This window comes from Pseudoalteromonas sp. SMS1 (assembly GCF_021530565.1).
Lineage (GTDB): Bacteria > Pseudomonadota > Gammaproteobacteria > Enterobacterales > Alteromonadaceae > Pseudoalteromonas.
The window spans coordinates 169,044-189,496 of sequence record NZ_JAKGBI010000008.1 but is presented as its reverse complement, the minus strand read 5'-3'; the positions used below and the strand labels follow the sequence as shown (position 1 = coordinate 189,496).

The window sequence follows — 20,453 nt, the reverse complement described above, 5'->3', positions numbered from 1 at the left end:
GAAATTCAAATTTAGATGTTTTTTGAGCAATCTGTGTCTAGACTGAAATGAGTGTTGTCAAAAACATAATTACAGAGGGCTGATATGAAGAGACTATTTTATTCTACAGATAGTTTGGACGATGCTGAAAAAATTTCTGATGAAGTTCACGAACTTGGTATCGATGACCACCATTTTTACGTGTTATCAAGAGATGAAAACGGCATTAAAACTCACCACTTACATGGATCAACACAAATCGAAAAAACGCAAATATTATCCGCAAGGAAAAGGGCAATGTTACTTGCTGGGGGCGCAGCGCTACTCCTTTTTTCTGTGTTATTTTTTTTCACTGATGCGGTGGATAAATTTTTACTACAAGCAATCGGTGCCAGTATCGTCGTAGGATTTATTGTCATGGTCGTCGTAAGGCTCGCAGGAAAATCTTTTGATGAATATTTCCAAATTCTGGTTGATGAGCATTTAGATGCTGGTGATGTAATCATAATTATTGATGTTGCCAAATCCCAAACCCATATTGTTGAGACGCAATTAGAAAATCACCCAAAGGCACAGTTTTTAGCCGATAGTTCCAACTTGGCGTCGCCTATTCCTGATTAAAAAATAGTGGTGATATCGGTCGCTTTGGAGAAAGTGGGTGATATCACCACTCGTAGCATCAACTTGTGATTGGAAATTTATGCCGCGGAGCTAACTTCCTTGTCAGATTTTTCATCCTTGATTTGCTTCAATTTTGGCAATGGGTTTCGCGAACCAACCGCTTCTTCTATTGAATTAAACCCGTCTTCTTTCAGTAATTTAACCAATCCTCGGTTTATCTCACTGATACTTTGTGGTCCGTCAAAAATTAATGTAGAAATCATATGTAAAATGCTGGCACCAGAGGTAATTTTCTCGTAAGCATCTTTGGCAGTAAATACGCCACCAACACCTATTATTGTCAGTTTACCTCTTGTTCTGCGGTAAACATGCCTGATGACATTAGTAGATATGCGTTGCAATGGTAAGCCACTCATAGCACCTTTATGGAATGGTAATTCATCTTTAACGTATTCTTGGTTGAATTTGGGCTTCGCTAGATTGGTGAGCACAACGCCGTCCATTTTGTGCTCGACACATGCGTCAACAATGATATTGATTTCTTCGAGCGTCATATCTGCTGCGAGTTTTACGTAAATGGGACGCCCTTCAACTCGATGCGCGTTTACAGCAATTAATAACGCATCCAAATTGTGTTTATCTACGAATGGCTCTCCATCTTGTGTATTTGGGCAGCTAATATTAATTGTATAATAGTCGCCGATATCCTTGAATAGAGACATGGTTTTAGTGTAATCGTCGATCGAATCTTGCAGATCAAATTCTGGTGTAATATTCGATTTGGCTGCATTAATACCTACTTTTAACTTGCCAAAATTAATACCTTTTAGTCTGGATGAAATTTTTTCAGCGCCTTGATTGTTGAGTCCATACCAGACAAGAATTGACTTTGATTTAACCATTCTAAAAAGCCTTTTCCCTGGGTTTCCAGGGCAAACTTCTCCAGTGAATGAGCCTAATTCTGCTAAACCGAAGCCAATCGAAGGGTAAATTTTGGTCAGTTCGCCATCTTTATCAAATCCTGCCGATAATCCTAAAGGGTTTCTATACTTAATGCCGTCAACTTCAATATTCAGACTACGATGTCCATAGTTAAAGAATATGGATGTAATCCAACGAGTAAGGAAATTAGAACCTAAAAAAACACCTACGCGTTTAAACATGTAGTGTGCATCTTCCGGATCCATCAGGAATATGAGCGGGCGAGCAGCCCTATAAAATAGTCGCAAGACAAAGTTACGTATGCCGATGATAAGGCGCATTTTGAACCTCCAAATTTGTCATCGTTTGTTGTTGTTAGGTGCTAGCAATTAAGCACATCAAGTAACCTATGCTTTTTAGCTTATGATCGATAAATAAAAATAGCAATAAGAATTATTATCATTTAAAGTTGTCATTAATCTATTTTAGGAGATGCTGATGAAAAAGCTGATGTTAAAGTTGCTGGGTGCGCATGTTAGTAAGCCTTCAGGGGGCTCTTTAGTGAGACCTATTTGGCAAAGCACCGGTGAAGTATTTTATCTTCTCAACACATTGCAGTTGCGTTATAGGTCGCAATATGGAAATGTTTCTGTGGACTCTTTTGATTTGAAAGAACTAACGCGAGAATCTGATGATCTCCATAGAAAGTTGGTCAGTGAGTTTGGGAGCGAGTTTACGGTTTCGGTTTGTGCGGTAGGCTGGGAAAAATTTGGTAAGCAAACCCGAGTTAAAGCGATTGATAATGCGGCTATCTTCAGATTTAACCAATCTCTTGGTATACAATCCCAAGCTGTGTTTCAACATCAATTCAATAATTTGGATGAAGTAAGTGTCAGTGATGTATCGTTAGCCAATGGCAATAACGTTTGTAAATATAACGATATTCACCTAAGCGAGTTCATAGCTCAGTTGTTAGATGCGAACAAACGAATTAACCATGACAGGGTGAAACGCCATGGAATTACAGGCGAAAACTTTCACAAGGATGTATTTGATAGGGTGATGCTTTGTTAGTTTTTTCAAAGAGTAGGCATGTCACAGCACTACTCTTTAACAATGCGTTACTGGTCGTCGTAAGTGGCCACTTCTTGTTCTAAAACAACGAGTTCGACGTTTGCCATTTTGAACATATCTCGTGTCTCTTGTGCCGCATGATAGCGCTTTTTAGCGACGACTTTTGAGATACCACAACTAATAATAAGCATGGCACATACTCTACAAGGCTCCATCGTACAGTATAGTGTACTGCCTTCCAGCGGAACGCCGTAACGTGCAGCCTGACAAATAGCGTTTTGTTCTGCGTGAATTGTACGTACACAATGCTGCCTTGTTGTACCATCCACATCGATGACTTGCTTCATGAGGTGCCCGACCTCATCACAATGTGGTAACCCCGATGGTGAACCAACGTAACCCGTTGATATTATTCTCTTATCTTTTACAATGATACAACCTGATTTTCCTCTGTTGCAGGTTGCTCTTTGGCCAACGCTGTCTACCAAATCAATGAAGTATTCGTCCCAATCCGGTCTCATTCTATACGCCTTAAATACTATTGAGTTGAGTCATTATACGCAGTATTTACAACAATACTAACAACTAAGCTAATTTAGACTTAAGCGTACATTCTATGCGCTGACTTGCTTCTTTGTTGATACATACTTTAAATTAATACATTTAGATATATAAACTAGCCCTAATAATAAGTGTAAAGTTATGAGAATATAAAGCTAGATAATATAAAGTATTTTTGAGTTTAGCTAATTTAATTCGAGGTAAGGGTTAATGATTAATAAGTGTTTTATATTTGCTTCAGTTTGCTGTTTTTTCGCTGCTTTATTACATGTTGGGTGCATTATATTTGGCCCGGATTGGTATCTGTTTTTAGGGGCTGGACAGCAGATGGCCAGCATGGCCGAAGCTGGGCTAATTGAGCCAACCATTATCACCTCAATGATTGCGATCATACTCACAATGTGGGGGTTTTATGGCTTATCAGGTGCAGGTGTTATCGTACAGTTACCCTTTCAAAATCCGGCTCTAGGCCTTATCGCATGCGTGTTAATTTTTAGAGGACTGTCATTTCCTTTGTTAATGCCTAAGTTTCCTGAAAACTCACTCACGTTTTGGGTTGTTAGTTCAGCGATTTGCCTCGTAATGGGAATTAGCTTTGCATTGGGAATATGGCTAAAAGTGAAAAATACACGGACGTGAGTTTGAAATTGTCAACATAAGAAGCAAGGGGTTTTACAGGTTTTTGCCAGTTGAGATGCCCAATACCTCCATATTTTCTGACTATATTAATAGCTGGCACCATATTTGATTGTGGTAAATAAACGGTATTAACAGTAACAAGCTACATTGCCTATCTCGCATAAATATTGGCCTATGTAGTGCTGTTAGATAATAAATCAGAATCGCGTGTACTATATCGGTGCGTAGTGCACCAAAAGGGGGCATTAATGAACTATTATGAAGTCAATTTTGATGGACTTGTTGGACCAACACACAACTATGCGGGTCTGTCATATGGAAACGTCGCGTCAAAAGCGAATGCGAGCAGGTTTTCAAACCCCAAGCAAGCGGCGCTACAAGGCCTCGAAAAGATGCGAACGTTGTCTCAAATAGGGTTACATCAGGGCGTATTAGCGCCCAATGCGAGGCCCGACTTGAAGACGTTGAGAGCTGCGGGTTTTTCGGGCAAAGATAGTGATGTCATTTTAAAGGCAGCCAAAACAGAGCCTCAACTGCTCAAAGCATGCTATTCTGCATCCTCAATGTGGACGGCCAATGCAGCAACGGTGTCTCCTAGCTGTGATACCCTCAATGGTAGAGTGCATTTCACGCCAGCAAACCTAAATAACAAGCTTCACAGAGCAATCGAAGCCGAAACAACAGGGCGTATTCTGCAAGCTGTTTTTGATAATGACGCGTACTTTACTCATCATCCAGCATTGCCTCAGCATCGTCTTTTTGGAGATGAAGGGGCTGCAAATCATACTCGTTTAACCGATGCATACGGTCACTCAGGCTTGGCGATATTTGTGTATGGCGAAGATATGCATAGCGCAGTAAAACCTCAGAAATTTCCCGCAAGACAAACACTGCAAGCTAGCCATGCAATCGCAAGGGGACATCAATTGAATCCAGAGCAATGCCTCTTTATACAACAAAACCCGCAGGTGATAGATGAGGGAGTATTTCATAATGATGTGATTGCGATAGGCAATGAAAATGTGTTTTTATTTCATCAAAATGCGTTTTATGATCAGACAAACGCGGTTCATGCAATCCGCCAGTCGTACACGGGTAGCCGGCCTCTGCATTTAATTGAGGTGTCGCAGGCGGATGTAAGTGTTGAAGAAGCTGTTAAAAGTTATATTTTCAATAGTCAGTTAGTGAGTTTACCAAGTGGTGGGATGGCTTTGATCGCCCCGAGCGAATGTCAGCAAGTGGATAGTGTTGAAACCTATTTAAGCGCCTTGAAACAGGCCAGTAATCCGGTTGATGAGATACTCTATCTTGACGTTAAACAGAGTATGCAAAACGGAGGCGGTCCCGCTTGTTTAAGATTAAGAGTCATATTGTCCGAGCTGGAGCTGGCAGCATCGAATCAGGCTTGTTTACTAACTGACCGCAGTTACGAAGCTCTATCAGCCTGGATCAATAAGCATTATCGAGATAAATTATGTGAACAAGATTTAGCTGATCCTCAGTTACTTAATGAGAGTTATACTGCGTTAGATGAGCTCACTCAAATCTTATTTTTGGGCTCCGTGTACGATTTCCAGCGAAGTTAAGCGCCTTGACCCTCTCTGTGCGCTAATTTTGGCGCACATGCCCACTTTATCCATGCTTTTTACATGTTTTTACGTTTATTCGAGACTCTTTCATTTTTTAAAGGTACAATTGTTTAAAGGATGAGAATAATAGAGCCCTGCTATCTAGGCTCAGAGGTTGTTTGGCACTTAAATATTGCCTAACAACATACCACAAGAAATTTAATCAAAAACTATAATATTTATATGTACGAATCATTAATAATGACTATGCAAAGCCTCAGCTTTGTTGGTTTGCTGCTTGTAATTATGTTTGTTGCCAAGTGGCTATACAATTTCACAACTCCATACAATACATTCAACGAAATTTTAATTAAGAAAAATGCCGCGTTGGCAACGTCTGTCGCGGGCTACATTGTCGCTGTTGCAATTATATTTTGTGCTGTGTTAATAGGCCCGAGTAAGGGCTTAATTAACGACTTGATTGCAGTTGCTGGCTATAGTTTGGCTGGCATGGTGATGTTGCTTGTTTCTCGTGTAATTAATGACAAGCTAATTTTGCATGCGTTCTGTAATAAAGCGCAATTAATCGAAAAACAAAATATCTCAACGGGAGTGGTACAAGCTGCAAGTTATATTGCCAGCGCTTTGTTGATTGGTGCTGCGTTGCACGGTGAAGGGGGTTGGTTGTCTGCAGTTGTATTTTATGCACTTGGCCAAATCACCTTGGTGCTTTTTGCGCGCACCTATGATTTATTAACGAGCTACAACCTGATGAAAGAGTTGGAATCTGGAAATAGGGCTGTTGCGGCGACATTTTCAGCTACTTTAATTGCATTGGGCATGGTACTGCTGCATGCACTTATTGGTGAGTTTGAAAGTTGGCATGCCAGTATCACGCTCTTTTTCCAAGACGCGGTAATTGGTTTTGTTGTTTTACCAATGGCAAGACTGTTTATCGACAAGGCTATTTTCCCATCCGTGTGTATAGATAAGGCTGTGGGAGAAGAGCACAATATGTCTGTTGCTTTAGTCGAAGGTGGTGTTGCCTTATCTGTTGCAAGCGTGATTGTGGTTGTATTGTAGCGATGAGTTTAATGAGGTTTGCTGCAACAACGCTTGTTGCGACTGTTTTAGCTTGGCTTTGTAAATTATATGTGCAAGAGCCTGTCTATTCGCTTGAAAACACCCCTTTTGTCAGCAGTAAAGATCACCAATCTGTCCCATATAAATTTACTATAAGCGAAGATGGTGCCATGGCCCGTTTTGAAGTAAAAGGGTATATGAGAGATAACACTTGGTCTAGTTTTGAGTTCGAAGTCTTCGGCACACATGAGACATATTTGTTCACGTACCACGATGAATTATGGACTGAAACAGGGCGTGACTCAGAGGGGGCATGGCGAGAGGCGCGTGACCATCTTTATTTTGACATTAGATTACCGGAATCCGGTGATTATCATGCGGTTTTACATACCTCAAAAGGCCCAGCTCTAAGGACATCTGCTGCGTCAAACCACTTCAATTTTCGAGTGTATGAAATAAATGGTGACAAAGAGTGGCTAAACTTGGCGATGTGGCTGTTAGGCATACTCTGTTTTGGCGCCTTTGTCATCGTAGATATTTTTGGCAATCGCAAATCATCCAGTAATTATGGCTATGATTTTAGACAACAACGTAGAAAAAATAAGCTCATGCCAGTTGCGTGGCTACTCATATTTTATGTGTTTATTTTGTCAGTGATAACTGCAATAGCATGCCGTGACAATGACCTACTAATAGACTACCGAGCGAAATCGGCGTCAAATAAAAACCTTAAAGTAGATCGTCAATTGCGTGAGCACAGTATGTCTAGTGCTGGATATAGAACACGCAGTGGCATTGGGGGCAAATAGTGCTTCGTGAAAGTCATATACTGCTGTTTAGTATTTTTATAGCTGGGTTATGCTCAATTGTCTACGAGCTATTAATTGCAACTACTGGGTCTTACTTTCTCGGTGACAGTATCACCCAGTTTTCACTGACTATTGGCGTATATATGGCCTTTATGGGAGTCGGGTCATACCTGTCTCGCTTTATTAAAGATACGCGGCTTTTATCCCAATTTATTGGATTTGAATTGGTGCTGGCGCTTATTGGTGGGCTTAGCGTTCCTCTTCTGTACTTAGCTTATGCAATCGATATATCGGTGCAAGTAACCTCAGTGGCACTCACTGCGATAATTGGTACCTTGATAGGGTTGGAAATTCCACTACTCAGTCGTTTAATGGAGAAGCACTACAGCTTGAAAGCGAACTTGTCCAACGTACTTTCACTAGATTATTTTGGGGCTTTGCTGGCTACATTACTATTTCCATTTGTTTTTCTTCCTTGGTTGGGGATTTTTAAAACGTCCTTAATGTTTGGGCTAATTAATTTATCTATAGCGATGTCCTTATTGTGGTATTTTTCTCCACAAATATTGGATAGGCCTAAATATCAACTGAGATTTTGGTTGTTAATAGTATCGGTCATTTTGTTGGGTACTATGGTTTCAAGCCATAGCTTAAACAAAGCATGGAACGGCCATGTGTTTGATGACCCGGTGGTCCATAGTGAACAAACTCAGTATCAGCAAATTGTGATGACCCGGCACAAGAACGATGTGCGGTTGTATCTCAACGGTGGACTGCAATTTTCTTCTATGGATGAATACCGTTATCACGAAGTATTGGTGCATCCAGCTATGCAAAGGGATGAGGCAATTGAAAATGTTTTGGTCCTGGGTGGCGGGGATGGCTTGGCCGTCCGAGAGTTACTTAAATACGATCGTGTTAAAAACATCACTTTAGTAGACTTAGACCCCGCAGTGGCAAAGTTAGCCAGGGAAAATCATTATCTTGTCGAACTTAACAACGATGCCTTAAACTCAGAAAAAGTCACTGTTTGGCATGGTGATGCGATGGTATATTTGCAGGAATTTAATAACAAATTTGATCTGGTTATCATTGATTTACCAGATCCGAAAACGGTGAGCCTAGCACGTCTGTACTCTCTGCAATTTTATCGTTTGGTAGGTAAAGCTCTTAATGAACATGGACGGTTAGTCACTCAAGCGACCAGCCCATTTTTCGCAAAGGATGCGTTTTGGTCTATTCGCAACACAATAGCAGCCAGTGGCATGAAAGAGGTAAATACATTCTTTGTGAATGTGCCCTCTTTTGGCGAGTGGGGATTTGTAATGGGATGCAAATCTCAATGTGGGTCACTTTCTACAGAGCGTCAGGTTGAAACTCGTTTTTACTCGCAAGCGCTAGATGATGCGATGCAAGTGGTATCACGAGACCAGACAGTGGCGCAAAAAGTGGTGAGTACATTAGATAGGCCTAATGTCTTGTACTTATACCTCGAAGGTTGGCGTTATTGGAATTAATCAGCTGTACTAGCATGCGCTTTTCTCCGCGTAGCAATACGCCATCAAATAGGTAACTAAACTTAAATACTCATAGTTAGTCTATAGTTATTAATGGGTTACAGCAGCACTTCCGAGACCCTGCGTTGAACTGGAAAAATGTACCCGAAATCAGAAGTGAATTATTGAAGTTGTTGTTTATACTTTGATCATCCTATCTAGGCATGTAGTACGTGTTCTAGTCGATTAGCAATCCTTTGGTTCGATTATTCGGTTTTGCTTGAGGTAGATAGTGATGTTCATACGATAACCAATATGTGGGTGATTAGCTATGTCACTAGTACTTCGATGCGCACGTGTTTTTGTGGCTTTGATTGCATGTTGTACGGGTTTCCTGTGTACTGCACAGGGAATCGAGTCAACAGGCGATGAAGCATTACGGAAAACAATATCAGAACTTCACAATGCCTTAATTGATAAAAACTACCAAGCAGCTTTTGAACGCGCAGACAACGCGATTAATGAATTTGCTGGCGACCCTAACTTTGACTTTTTATATGCTCAAGCAGCACTCGAAGTCGCAAAATACGATGAGACCATATTCGCACTTGAGCGAGTACTTGTCAGTTGGCCTGACCATGTCCCTAGCCATTATTTGTTGGGACTCACCTATGCAAAGCAAAAAAACTATGCCCAAGCTAAAAATATTTTACAAGGGCTAGAATCAGCACAATTAACACCTGCTATGCGCAAAAATGTGCGAGCTGCTCTGAAGTCTGTTGAGACGCGCTCTAGCCAATTGGAAGAGTCATTTAAACATTCAATCTCGCTGGCGCTTGGTCACGATTCAAATGTGAATAGTGGCGCCCTTGATGACCGCATCGTCATTGGCGGGATCCCCTTCTTATTGGATGCAACTAGCCAAAAAACCGCCGACAATTTTATGCGCTTTCGTTATAACTTCCGAGCTAAGTGGCAACAAACCCAGCACGATGCATGGAAACTAGATGTAGACTATTCAGATCAGCGGCACCAAGACACCGACGAATTCGACCGCTATCAAGGGACGATTAGAGTTGGATATGAGCACAAAAAGGATAAAACCGCTTTTTCAGTTGGTGGCCAATTTGGCGTGTTAACGTTAGACGACAACACATACCAACAAGACTTTGGATTGTATGCCAGTACGCAATATTACTTTTCTGAGCACTGGTTCACGGCCTTAAGTGGATTTGTGTTTTTACAAAATAATGTACAAGACAGAAATCTGGATAGCCGAATTTACACACTACAAGGTGGCCTTGGTCACGCTTCTGACCTTTGGTTAGTGCGGGTTGATGCTGGGTATACATGGCAACCTGCGCGATATGATGAAGGTGAGCACTACGGACGAGACTACGACTTTATTTCGGGATCTGTGGCGCATAGAACGTCAGAAAATAGTTTGCTCACTTTTAAAGCGCAATACAGAGACATAGAACATCGAGCTGTTCATCCATTCTTTTTGCAAACACGAAATGAAGAGCTCGTGATATTAAACCTGAGTTGGCGTTACCAATGGGATGAAGCTTGGAGCGTAGATGTAGCAGCGTCATACTACGACAAACACAGCTCCATTACCTTGTATAGCTATGATCGCACAGAGTGGTTCACAGGAGTCCGTTATGAATTCTAACCTTACACTGTTCAATGAAAAGCAGTTTTATGCCGGGGTTTTGGCACTCAGTTTGTTTTTACCATTCACTGCGTCTGCTGCGCAAGCGGGCAAAACCATTATGTCCCGAGGTGAAGTCGTCGCTACCGATACAGCGACTGATGCATTGAGAGATTTAAAAAGGCGAAGCCCAATTTATGATGTTGATATTGTCAATACAGGAGCCTCAGGACAAGCTCAATTGCGGATGCAAGACGGCGCATTGATTGCGCTCAAAGCACAAACCCAACTCAAAATAGATGAATATCAAATTGGCACGGGAGAAAGCGGCTCTGTCGTTATGGAGTTGATATCTGGTGGTTTGAGGACGATTACTGGAGAAATAAAAGGGGATAAAGGGAACTACAAGCTCAAAACACCTGTGGGCAGTATCGGTATACGAGGAACGCACTATGAAGTTGAATGGAAAAACAATGAGTTATTCCTTGCCGTGTGGGATGGCACGATTGAGTTAGATATGAGCAATGCAACGGGGGGAGGAGAAGGACCTGTATTACTGGGTAAAGGTGGGGACTTTTCTTTCGCAAAAGTGAATCAAAGTGGTGCGGTGACATCTTTACTGAAACCGCCATCAGAACTCACTTCAATTTCTTCTACGGTAAGTCAGTCTGCACAAGGGTCTGAGTCCGATGAAGAAACGGTTGCGATTTCAAATACTGAGGTAAGCACCTCAACACAGACCTCTCTGCCGTTTTTAGCTGGGAATGTGTCGCAAATTGTGAGGGATGTGTCGCAGAATGAATTTATCAATGAACAAGAGCTTGACAGCTTGGGCGTCAAACCCCTTTCGGAACTGATTGCCGAACGTTCAGGCAGCACTGCGTATTCGGTATTAGACAGAATTGATGCTGTGTCTAGCTTAGGCGCGGTCAGCACCATTGATATGCAAATGACAGTGAATTTTGATAGGGGAACCGTAGAACAAGGGGCATTGTCTTTCCAGGATTCTGGCGGCGAGTGGTTTGCTGCGTTTAACGGCTTGATAAATCAAGAAGGGATGACCTTGGGGGTGAATTTTGCTTCTCACGGGCAAAATTTGGCTACAGGTACCATACAAAGTCAGTTTACCAACGGTTTAGACCGCTTAACTGGTTCATTTAATTTGCAAGAAGTAGAGAACCCGAGTGTTGTTGCTCAAGGGGCTTTCATTTTAAGTCAGCCTTAGGAGATGGAAATGCGTATTCAGTCAATTTATCAAACGCTTACGGCTGTGCTTGTATCAGGCTTTTTACTCGTTGCATGTGGGGGGGGAAGTGACAATAAACCACTCCAGCAGTCAAACGACACGGGAGACAATGTTTCTTCAGCACCGCTTACCCCTCAACAACCTAATTTGATTTCACACGTACCAAAGGTGGTCGAATTTTCTTATCAAACTCGATATCGGTTCGCTCGCCTCGAAGAAGGGCAAGTTGTAGATGATGTGATGATCAATGGCACCGGCGATCTGATACATCCTACAGATACGATAACAGAGCGTGGTAATTTAACCGTTTCCGTTGAAAATATTGAAGATCCAGACGGCATTAGTCGAGTCTTAATTGGTTTTAATGATACCGAGCAAGCCATCGTACTTTGCGAAAGTAACTGCTCAACCCCATTCAAATTTACCCAAACAGGGATAAACCCGTTTAATTTTGGACAAGCGCGAGGTTCAATCAATATTCAAGTGTGGGTAGAGGACTTGAGCGGCAATGTGACGGTCGTTGCTACAAAGCAAGTAAACTGGCTACCAAGAAGTGTGGTGGTTGAACCCACGCAAAGAAGTGAGGACGGTACTGTATCTGTGAGCTGGCAACCATTGGATGAAGCACTGCGTTATAATGTGTATCTTGCTCAATCGCCTATAAACACACTTTCATCTGTTACCGCATTACCTGATGGCAGAAGGGTAATTGCACTGACTGAAACCAATCAAGATTTCACCGGGCTTGACGCCCAAAAGCATTATTACTTGCGAGTAACGGGCATTGATGGCAGTGGCGAGAGTGCGTTTAGTGACTCAATTATGTTGCCCGCAACCGAATTAATTTTTCCAGTAGCGAATAATGATTCATTTACTGGGGCGCAGTTCCAAGCGGTCTCAGGAAATGTTTTAAGTAATGACCAAGATTTAGGATTCGGGCCATTGCAAGTTGTGTTGCCGGTTCAGGTATCTCCACAAAATGGCGAATTGAATTTACAGTCCAATGGTAATTTTACATATACGCCAAAAGAGAGCTTCTTTGGCTCAGATAGCTTTGTTTATCAAGTGATAAATACGCAGGGGGCAACGGCTCAAGCGACGGTGAGTATCAACATCGAACGCACGAATCAAAACCCCATGGCCTTACCAAACAGCTATGCCTTGCAAAAAAACAGTGAGCTTTCTATTTCTGGTGGTGGGTTACTGGTCAATGATATTGACTTTGATGGTGACTCTGTATCTGTAAATACAACCCCCGTCGTGGATGTTCAAAATGGTACATTGACCTTGAATTCTGACGGTACGTTTACATACGTACCAACAGCTGATTTTGTTGGTTCAGATTTCTTTGAGTACCGCATCGAAGATGGCAATGGCGGGTTTGCAACAGCTGATGTATCTATCAGTATCGAAGAGGAATTGACAAACACTCCCCCGACCGCCGTCAATGACAACTATCAAACAAGTGAAGATATCTTGCTGCAAATATCCGCCCCAGGGATTTTGGATAACGATACGGACGACCAGCTAGACAGTGGCAGTACAGACCTAATTAACTTGCAAATAGAAATAGCTGAGACTACCAAAAATGGCGCGCTTGAGCTAACGAGTGAAGGGGGGTTCAGATATACCCCAGGAGAAAACTTCTCAGGGCAAGATTTCTTTGTTTATCAAGTTTCTGATTTACAAGGCGCAACGGCGACAGCGTTTGCGTTGATAGATATTGTTCCTGTGAACGACCCGCCTATGGCCTTAGATGACTCAGTCGAAGTAACGGCAGGTGCGCAAATTGAGATAGATGTGGCCAATAACGACTTAGACATTGATGGGGTATTAGATCTTTCTACACTCTCCGTGGTGATGGAGCCGATGCACGGTAGTTTGTCACTGAACAGTGCCAACAAGTTTGTGTATCAAAGTGAGTCAGGGTTTGATGGTACGGACTACTTTACGTATACCGTGAAAGACAATGAAGGGGCAGTCTCAAATGAAGCGTTCGTTTATATTTTTGTGACTACAGAAAACATACCGCCGGTGGCGGCGAATGATGCCGCATCTACCACGCAGGATACCGCCGTTGAAATTAACGTACTGGCAAATGACAGCGATCCTGATGGAAGCCTAAATGGGGTGTCGTTAGAAATTGTCACATCACCTAAAAATGGGAGTACCAGCATCAATACTTCTGACCACGTGGTGACTTATTTACCGGAGTCAGGCTTTGTTGGTATCGATACATTCGAATATCGGGTACAAGATAATCGCGGCGATTTTTCTAATACGGCAATTGTCACTGTATCAGTAAGTGAGGCCAATCAGCCACCGGTTGCTAACAACGATAGCGCGGAGGTAGAGATAGGGAGTTCGGTCTTTATTAGTGTGCTTGAAAATGACACAGATGAAGATGGGTTGATTGATTTCAGTACGCTAGAATTAGTGGCTTCGCCCAGCAAAGGGACGGTGAGTCTTGGTTCTACTGGTTCATTTACCTATCAGCATACCGGTACGGCAGTCGGTACTGATAGCTTCTCTTATCAGGTCAAAGACAATGCTGGTGCGCTGTCTAACATTGCACTTGTGTCAATCACGATTGTAGAACCAGACACAACACCTATCGCTAATCCTGATAGCGCAACGCTTGATAAAAATACGTCAGTAATGATTGACGTTTTGGCAAATGATAATGCTAAAGGTTTGGCGTTGGTGCCGTCGACCGTGGAAATCATCACCCCAGTGGGCCATGGCTCGACGTTTATTGATAGCTTGACTGGCACTGTCAGTTATATTCCTATGAACAATTTTGTTGGCAATGACTCGTTTACATATCAAGTGAGTAACAATGCATCTCAAACATCGAATGTTGCGACCGTTTCTATTGTTGTGAACAATAAGAATTATGCGCCGAACGTGTCAGGTAATTCTGCAAACATTCAGACTAATGTGTCCAACGGTGACCTTGTGCTTCAAGTGAGTGCGTCTGATCCAGATGGGGATGATATTAGTTTTAGCTTAACCGGTGTAAATGCAGCGCTTTTTGCTATCGCCCAAGATGGCAGGGTCACGGTAGCAAATGCGACACAAATCGCGTCGAACGGTGCAACGACATACGCGCTGACAGTAGAAGTCTGCGACAGTGTATCACCTCCTTTATGTAGCTCAGCTTCAATCACCATAAATGTGACTGTGGCACAGACCATATTTGTTGCCAATAAACTGACGACATTTGGTTCAGATGGAGAAAAAGTCGTTCGCTTGCGGGCATCAATGGAGTACCACGAAGTCGGGCAGTCAATAGTACTGTCTGATGGCAAAGTATTAGTTGTGGGCGGTGTTGGAACTTGGGTTGAGAGCATCAGTCGTAATATTCACAGAGCGGTCGTGACTAAACTAATGCCTGATGGCTATCCTGATACGAGCTTTGCAAACCAAGGTGTATTTGAGAGTTATTTTGGCATTGAAGTGTCCGACCAACCGCAAAATATTGTGGCCAAGGTCGTTGCGGTAGACAGTGAAAACCGAATTTATGTCGCAGGTTATGCTGACTTTGGTAGCACTGAAGCGCAAGAACTCTTGTTATTCAGATTAAATTCTGATGGCTCCCATGATACCACGTACGGTGCGGGTTCTGGTTATACCAAGTTGCCACTGACCACTGGGGCTCGCATCACGCCTGTTGCGATTATGGTTGACGATTCGCAAACTGTGACAGTTCTGAGTGATGTGAAAATTGGAGAGAATACGACGATCAGCCTGACTAGAGTTGACTCTTCAGGCGGGATAAGTGGTTCGTTAGATTTGGCGCCTGGATCTTCGCAATATGCAGACGGGTTTGTGGATTTGGGTACCCACTTGCTTGTTTATGGTGAGGTGATGTCAGAGGCTGGTAACAAAGATCTCCTGTTTGCGAGGGTCAATAAATCAACTTTGTTGCTGGATACAAGCTTCCAATCTTCAGGCTTCTTACAAATTGACATTTATAGTGCGTCATTTGATAACCAGGTACATGATGTTGTCCAACTCAGTGATGGCAAAATTTTGCTCACGGGAGATTCTTATTTAACGGGCGGCAGTGATAAATCGGTGTTCGTCATGCGTTTAGACAGTGATGGCAATATGGACACCACGTTCAATACGAGCGGATATATCCTTTATGAATTGAATCAGTTACCTGCGTCAGGTATTGAAGGTCAAGACTTCTCCACATGGAATGCATACGGCTTTGGCATCTTTGCTGACGATAGCCATTACTATGTTGGTATTGGTCGAGGGTTATCGAGCTCTTCTTCAAATGCGGCTCAATTGATAAGGACAGATCACAATGGGGTGATAGATAGTGCGTGGTTACCTGACAGCGGTGGCCCAACGGCTTATCGTCAGTTTTTATTGGCACCTGTCGATTTACATCGTACTGCTCAAGGGTTACTGATGTATGGCTATCAATACCGTTCTGTGGGGAATAACTTCTTTTATTCTCTATGGTTGGGTGAGTTTACGTTAGACGCGCAATTGAATTCTAATTTCGGTTCTAGTGGTCAGGTAGATTTAGATACAGGCTCTGATAATGAGACCTTTGCGACTGGACAAGGTGCTTTATCTACTTCTAATCAACTCTTTATTTCGGGCTACACAACCACATGGCAAGACGGTGAAGTGCCGTATATCTATAAATTGGACGATACGGGTAAAGGCGTGTCGGCATTTGGTGGTTTGGGCAAAGCGCAGTTCGCTTTGAGCAATTCTGGAACGACGACGGCCATGGTTGAGACTGCTGCAGGTAACCTATTGCTAGCGGGCAATCAAAACACAAGCCAAGCTTTCATTGTCAATATGACCAACGCTGGTGTACAAGACTTTGACTTTATTCCAGGGAGTAGTGGTAGTGCCATTAGTATCAATGCTGGTGAATATGGTGGCACGGGCAGTACGATTGCGATAACCAAACTGTATAGCCTTGCGACTGGCGATTTCTTAGCGTTTGCTAAAATCAATGATGGTTGTATAGATCAAAGCCATGCGTTTATTTACTCCAATGTTGGAATTATGTCTGGGCATTTTCAATACCCAGTTCCAAGCGGGGTCTCTTGTGGCACCACTGCACGAGGGATTGACTTTATACATCCAGTTTCAACCTTTTTAATTGGGATTGGTACTGACGAACAAGAGTTTACAGAGCCACGTGTTATTTTGGCTAAAGCGACGGTTACTGGCGTATTAGATCCAACTTTTGGTACTGCAGGTGTTGCTGCGTTAGATATTGGTTTGGTCTCTGGTGAGACATTGACGCTTAAGGGGTCTTTTGTCGACGGTGAAGGACGATTTGTCATTTTTGGCACCGGAGGCACTAAAAACTTTGTTGTGAGAGTGAACAGTGATGGTACGTTAGATACAACCTTTGGTGCGAGTGGGGTGCTCATATTTGAACAACTGGGAACAACGGCTGTCGCGGTCAAACAAGGTTGGGCACAGAGTACCGGTGAGTTGGTAATGTTCTTACAAGCTACGTCAGGGTTGGATGTGTACGTCGCAAGGGTGAAATTAGACGAAGAGCCGGGGACCTTTGACTTGTCGTTCAACTCTGTCGGTTATCAGCAGTTTAGCGCGACAATGACAGGACAGCTTGAGTCTGCTATTAGTTTAAATAATGGTAATAGTTTTGTCCTTGTATTACAGCAAGATGAACCCAAAGTGATTGTTCTTCAGGCTGGTAAGATTGAAGTGTCAGACTAGCTGGCAGTGAGGTTTGTAAATAATGAAGTTAAAATTTTACGGCGTGAGGGGGTCTATCCCCACGCCGGGGCCTGACACAGTAAAATATGGGGGAAACACCGTATGTGTTTCCTTGCAAAGTAATGCCGGTGCTCACGTGATACTCGACTCAGGCACAGGGATCAGATTGCTGGGAGATGAACTCCTGAGGGACAAAAGGCCGATATATATATTACTTAGCCACAATCATTGGGATCATATTCAAGGTTTTCCGTTTTTTGTTCCGGCTTATATGCCCAAGCGCGATATTACAATCATTCCTGGTATTACCGAAGAATTGGCACCGGATGCGATTCTAAAACAAATGCAGGGGAGTTATTTCCCGGTAAAATCCACTGATTTGCCAGCCGATGTTAAGCTGCACATCCAAAAGCAGGATTCATGGCTTTATCAAGACATAAACATTGATCGCAAAGCGATGAATCACCCAGGGGGGGGGAGTGCATATCGATTAACCGTAGATGGCATGACTATCGTCTATGCCATTGACAATGAACTATACCCACCAAATGAACCTGTCACAGACTTTGATGAATGGGTCGAATTTGTGAATGGGGCTGATTACCTCATTCATGATGGTCAATTTATTCCAAGTGATTACCCTCTGAAAATGGGGTGGGGCCACTCGCAAATAAAAGATGCGCTCGCGCTAGCAGAGCAAGGACAAGTAAAAAACCTTGTGATAATCAGTCACGATCCGGCAAGGTCAGACCATGATTTGGACCAAATCGACAAGAATATTAGAAATAGCAACTATCCCTTCAATACAATCTTGGCCTTTGAAGGCCTTGAAATAGCATGACTTTAAGAAAGTGGTTTAAGCTGTACCGACTACAGTGGGTTACCGGTTCAGTGATAACGCTTTTATTTATCCTGCTTCATTTATTGGCTCTGTCTCCAGCCTCTCCGTATGGTCAAGTTATCAAAAGGTTTGAGGGGTTAGCCTACGATGTCCGCTTGAAAGAGTCTTTAGAGTGGCAACAGCGCTCATTTTTACCCATTGTGATAGTCGATATTGATGAACAAAGCTTAATTGACGTGGGGCGCTTTCCATGGAGTCGGCATGTTATGGCGCGTCTACAAACACAGTTGGCTAATGCGGGCGTTGCGGTGGTTGCTTATGATGTTTTGTTTTCTGAGCCAGAGCTTAACCCTGCCATGCAAGTGGTACATCATTTAGGTGGTAAAAAAGCCGAAATGATTAATACCTTAGAGACACTTGCACCGGATATAGACGCTGATATTGCGTTTTCAAAAACACTCGATGCCACAGACACAGTGCTTGGTATGCTATTTGAACATCAAAAAGACATTCTTGTTGGTAAGCTACCGACGCCTATTTTTTCTGGCGATATTACTCCTAGTGATCTACCAATTCCTGATTTTGCAGGTCATGTCGCAAACGTCAAAGTGTTGCAATTGAATAGCCCTGGCACGGGATTTATAAATAGTGCCCCTGATGGAGACGGATTTGTTCGTTATTCTATGCTCATGATAAAACACAATGGTCAAGCCTTTCCTGCGCTTGCTCTTGAGGCTGCGCGGTTATACACCCTCGCTGATGAGGTAAAAATTATTGCAAAACCTTTTGGTGATGGACACAGTGTTCAAGGGATTAAGCTTGGTACAACACTCATCCCAACGGATGACTATGGTCGGGTTGCGATCCCCTTCAGAGGACCTGCTTTCAGCTTTCCGTATGTATCGGCAACCGACGTACTCAAGGGGGAAATCGATGCGGCGCTTTTTGATCAGGCAATTGTATTTGTTGGTACATCTGCGGTAGGGCATGCAGATTTGCGGACAACGCCCGTGGGTGTGCAATACCCCGGCGTGGAAGTACATGCAAATGTGCTGGAGGGACTTGTTTTTCCCGAACTCCTTCCATCTAGGCCTGACTGGATAGATGGTGCTGTTGTTGTTTTGTTACTGGCTTTGGGGATCATTACTTCTATTATCTTACCTGTATTGGGTGTGTTTGGGATGACACTCGTCGCAATAGGCATAACCGGTTGTTTTATATTCTTTAGTTTTTATGCTTGGATTGTTTGGCGGCTCGATTTCCCTCAAATTGCAGTGCTTGGGTTAACAGTCACTCAAACCACCGTGTTGGGTAGTTTAGGTTTTGTAAAAGAACACAAAGAACGTGTACAAATAAAGTCTATTTTTGATCAGTACGTACCACCCGCGCACATAGCGTCAATGCTGGAGCAGCCAGATCAAGCCTCTATGGAAGGAGAAAAACGCGTCATGACAGTATTGTTTGCCGATATTCGCGAGTTCACAAGTATTTCAGAGTCTCTCGATGCCGGTCGCTTAAAAGCCTATCTAAATCAATATTTCTCACCAATTACACAGATAATTTTCGAGTACCAAGGCACGATAGATAAGTATGTGGGTGATATGGTTATGGCTTTTTGGAATGCGCCTTTATTGGTAGAAGCGCATCCTGAGTTAGCCGTTAAATGTGCAATGCAAATGCAGGTTCAAGTGGATGAACTGCAAGACAAGATGACAGCGCAAGGGTTTCCTCCCTTTGCAATTGGGATTGGTCTTAATACTGGCGACATGAATGTCGGAGATATGGGCTCCGAATATCGCAGGGCGTACACGGTACTAGGTGACGCGGTCAATTTGGGGTCACGCTTAGAAGGGTTAACAAAGTTCTACGGCGTTGGCATTTTAATTAGTGAAATGACCTATGAGCATTGTCCCAACATAATTTTTAGGCCAATCGATAAAGTGAAGGTAAAAGGCAAAAACGTCGCAGTTACCATTTATGAGCCTATTGCATTGAAAAGTGAGGTGACCAAAGCACAATTGGACGAGTTAGAAGCACATAATTCCGCTTGGAAGATGTATTTATCGCAATGTTGGCAGGAAGCTTTGCCAGCTTTTACTAAACTTATAGAGTTGCAACCACAACGAAAGATTTACCGACTTTTGTGTGAAAGAGTGCGTGAGATGCAGGTAAACCCTCCTGGGGAAAGCTGGGATGGAAGTTACACGCACAAGTCTAAGTAGAAAGGCATGATG

14 protein-coding genes are annotated in these 20,453 nt (G+C 43.0%); 12 read left to right on the top strand and 2 right to left on the bottom strand.

What is annotated here, in order from left to right; genetic code table 11:
* Positions 1 to 84: 84 nt before the first annotated feature.
* Positions 85 to 600: a hypothetical protein gene (locus L1286_RS11635; protein ID WP_235407224.1), complete on the top strand. Its 516-nt coding sequence runs from the start codon at positions 85 to 87 to the stop codon at positions 598 to 600.
* A 77-nt stretch (positions 601 to 677) separates the two neighbouring features.
* Here L1286_RS11635 and L1286_RS11630 read toward each other — a convergent pair whose 3' ends face one another.
* On the bottom strand, positions 678 to 1,862 hold the full coding sequence (locus L1286_RS11630) for a quinone-dependent dihydroorotate dehydrogenase (protein ID WP_235407223.1): 1,185 nt from the start codon (positions 1,860 to 1,862) through the stop codon (positions 678 to 680).
* Positions 1,863 to 2,019: 157 nt separating this feature from the next.
* Here L1286_RS11630 and L1286_RS11625 point away from each other — a divergent pair, with 157 nt between their 5' ends.
* Positions 2,020 to 2,595 carry a hypothetical protein gene (locus tag L1286_RS11625; RefSeq protein WP_235407222.1) on the top strand — a complete coding sequence of 192 codons (576 nt, stop codon included), beginning with the start codon at positions 2,020 to 2,022 and terminating at the stop codon, positions 2,593 to 2,595.
* Positions 2,596 to 2,642: 47 nt separating this feature from the next.
* Here L1286_RS11625 and L1286_RS11620 read toward each other — a convergent pair whose 3' ends face one another.
* Positions 2,643 to 3,116 (bottom strand): deoxycytidylate deaminase, encoded by a 474-nt coding sequence (locus tag L1286_RS11620; RefSeq protein ID WP_235407221.1) that lies wholly within the window; start codon positions 3,114 to 3,116, stop codon positions 2,643 to 2,645.
* A gap of 250 nt (positions 3,117 to 3,366) precedes the next feature.
* On the opposite strand from L1286_RS11620, the gene L1286_RS11615 reads away from it, so the two are divergent.
* The 10 genes from L1286_RS11615 to L1286_RS11570 all read left to right on the top strand — a co-directional run bounded on the left by L1286_RS11615 (position 3,367) and on the right by L1286_RS11570 (position 20,441).
* Positions 3,367 to 3,795, top strand: a complete 429-nt coding sequence (locus L1286_RS11615; RefSeq protein ID WP_235407220.1) for a hypothetical protein — start codon at positions 3,367 to 3,369, stop codon at positions 3,793 to 3,795.
* 248 nt (positions 3,796 to 4,043) lie between these two features.
* Positions 4,044 to 5,381 (top strand): N-succinylarginine dihydrolase, encoded by a 1,338-nt coding sequence (astB, locus tag L1286_RS11610; RefSeq protein WP_235407219.1) that lies wholly within the window; start codon positions 4,044 to 4,046, stop codon positions 5,379 to 5,381.
* Between the two features lie 243 nt (positions 5,382 to 5,624).
* Entirely contained in the window at positions 5,625 to 6,446 is an 822-nt protein-coding gene (locus L1286_RS11605) for a DUF350 domain-containing protein (protein ID WP_235407218.1), read from the top strand.
* Between the two features lie 2 nt (positions 6,447 to 6,448).
* Positions 6,449 to 7,255, top strand: coding sequence for a hypothetical protein (locus tag L1286_RS11600; RefSeq protein ID WP_235407217.1), 807 nt, complete (start codon positions 6,449 to 6,451; stop codon positions 7,253 to 7,255).
* Complete coding sequence (locus L1286_RS11595; RefSeq protein ID WP_235407216.1) at positions 7,255 to 8,772, top strand: polyamine aminopropyltransferase; 1,518 nt, start codon at positions 7,255 to 7,257, stop codon at positions 8,770 to 8,772. Before L1286_RS11600 ends, L1286_RS11595 begins: the two co-directional genes overlap by 1 nt.
* Before the next feature lie 310 nt (positions 8,773 to 9,082).
* Entirely contained in the window at positions 9,083 to 10,426 is a 1,344-nt protein-coding gene (locus tag L1286_RS11590) for a hypothetical protein (RefSeq protein WP_235407215.1), read from the top strand.
* Positions 10,416 to 11,630, top strand: coding sequence for a FecR family protein (locus L1286_RS11585; RefSeq protein WP_235407214.1), 1,215 nt, complete (start codon positions 10,416 to 10,418; stop codon positions 11,628 to 11,630). The genes L1286_RS11590 and L1286_RS11585 overlap by 11 nt, the downstream gene beginning before the upstream one ends.
* Before the next feature lie 9 nt (positions 11,631 to 11,639).
* Positions 11,640 to 17,378 carry an Ig-like domain-containing protein gene (locus L1286_RS11580; RefSeq protein ID WP_235407213.1) on the top strand — a complete coding sequence of 1,913 codons (5,739 nt, stop codon included), beginning with the start codon at positions 11,640 to 11,642 and terminating at the stop codon, positions 17,376 to 17,378.
* A 22-nt stretch (positions 17,379 to 17,400) separates the two neighbouring features.
* Entirely contained in the window at positions 17,401 to 18,219 is an 819-nt protein-coding gene (locus L1286_RS11575; RefSeq protein WP_235407212.1) for an MBL fold metallo-hydrolase, read from the top strand.
* The gene (locus tag L1286_RS11570; protein WP_235407211.1) at positions 18,216 to 20,441 is read left to right on the top strand and encodes a CHASE2 domain-containing protein; all 2,226 of its coding nucleotides are present in this window, start codon (positions 18,216 to 18,218) and stop codon (positions 20,439 to 20,441) included. The genes L1286_RS11575 and L1286_RS11570 overlap by 4 nt, the downstream gene beginning before the upstream one ends.
* The last annotated feature ends 12 nt before the right edge of the window (positions 20,442 to 20,453 follow it).

Coding starts and splice junctions, on each gene's coding strand:
- L1286_RS11590 (WP_235407215.1), top strand. CDS start 9,083: ATGTCACTAGTACTTCGATGCGCACGTGTTTTTGTGGCTTTGATTGCA.
- L1286_RS11570 (WP_235407211.1), top strand. CDS start 18,216: ATGACTTTAAGAAAGTGGTTTAAGCTGTACCGACTACAGTGGGTTACC.
- L1286_RS11625 (WP_235407222.1), top strand. CDS start 2,020: ATGAAAAAGCTGATGTTAAAGTTGCTGGGTGCGCATGTTAGTAAGCCT.
- L1286_RS11635 (WP_235407224.1), top strand. CDS start 85: ATGAAGAGACTATTTTATTCTACAGATAGTTTGGACGATGCTGAAAAA.
- L1286_RS11620 (WP_235407221.1), bottom strand. CDS start 3,116: ATGAGACCGGATTGGGACGAATACTTCATTGATTTGGTAGACAGCGTT.
- L1286_RS11575 (WP_235407212.1), top strand. CDS start 17,401: ATGAAGTTAAAATTTTACGGCGTGAGGGGGTCTATCCCCACGCCGGGG.
- astB (WP_235407219.1), top strand. CDS start 4,044: ATGAACTATTATGAAGTCAATTTTGATGGACTTGTTGGACCAACACAC.
- L1286_RS11580 (WP_235407213.1), top strand. CDS start 11,640: ATGCGTATTCAGTCAATTTATCAAACGCTTACGGCTGTGCTTGTATCA.
- L1286_RS11630 (WP_235407223.1), bottom strand. CDS start 1,862: ATGCGCCTTATCATCGGCATACGTAACTTTGTCTTGCGACTATTTTAT.
- L1286_RS11600 (WP_235407217.1), top strand. CDS start 6,449: ATGAGTTTAATGAGGTTTGCTGCAACAACGCTTGTTGCGACTGTTTTA.
- L1286_RS11615 (WP_235407220.1), top strand. CDS start 3,367: ATGATTAATAAGTGTTTTATATTTGCTTCAGTTTGCTGTTTTTTCGCT.
- L1286_RS11585 (WP_235407214.1), top strand. CDS start 10,416: ATGAATTCTAACCTTACACTGTTCAATGAAAAGCAGTTTTATGCCGGG.
- L1286_RS11605 (WP_235407218.1), top strand. CDS start 5,625: ATGACTATGCAAAGCCTCAGCTTTGTTGGTTTGCTGCTTGTAATTATG.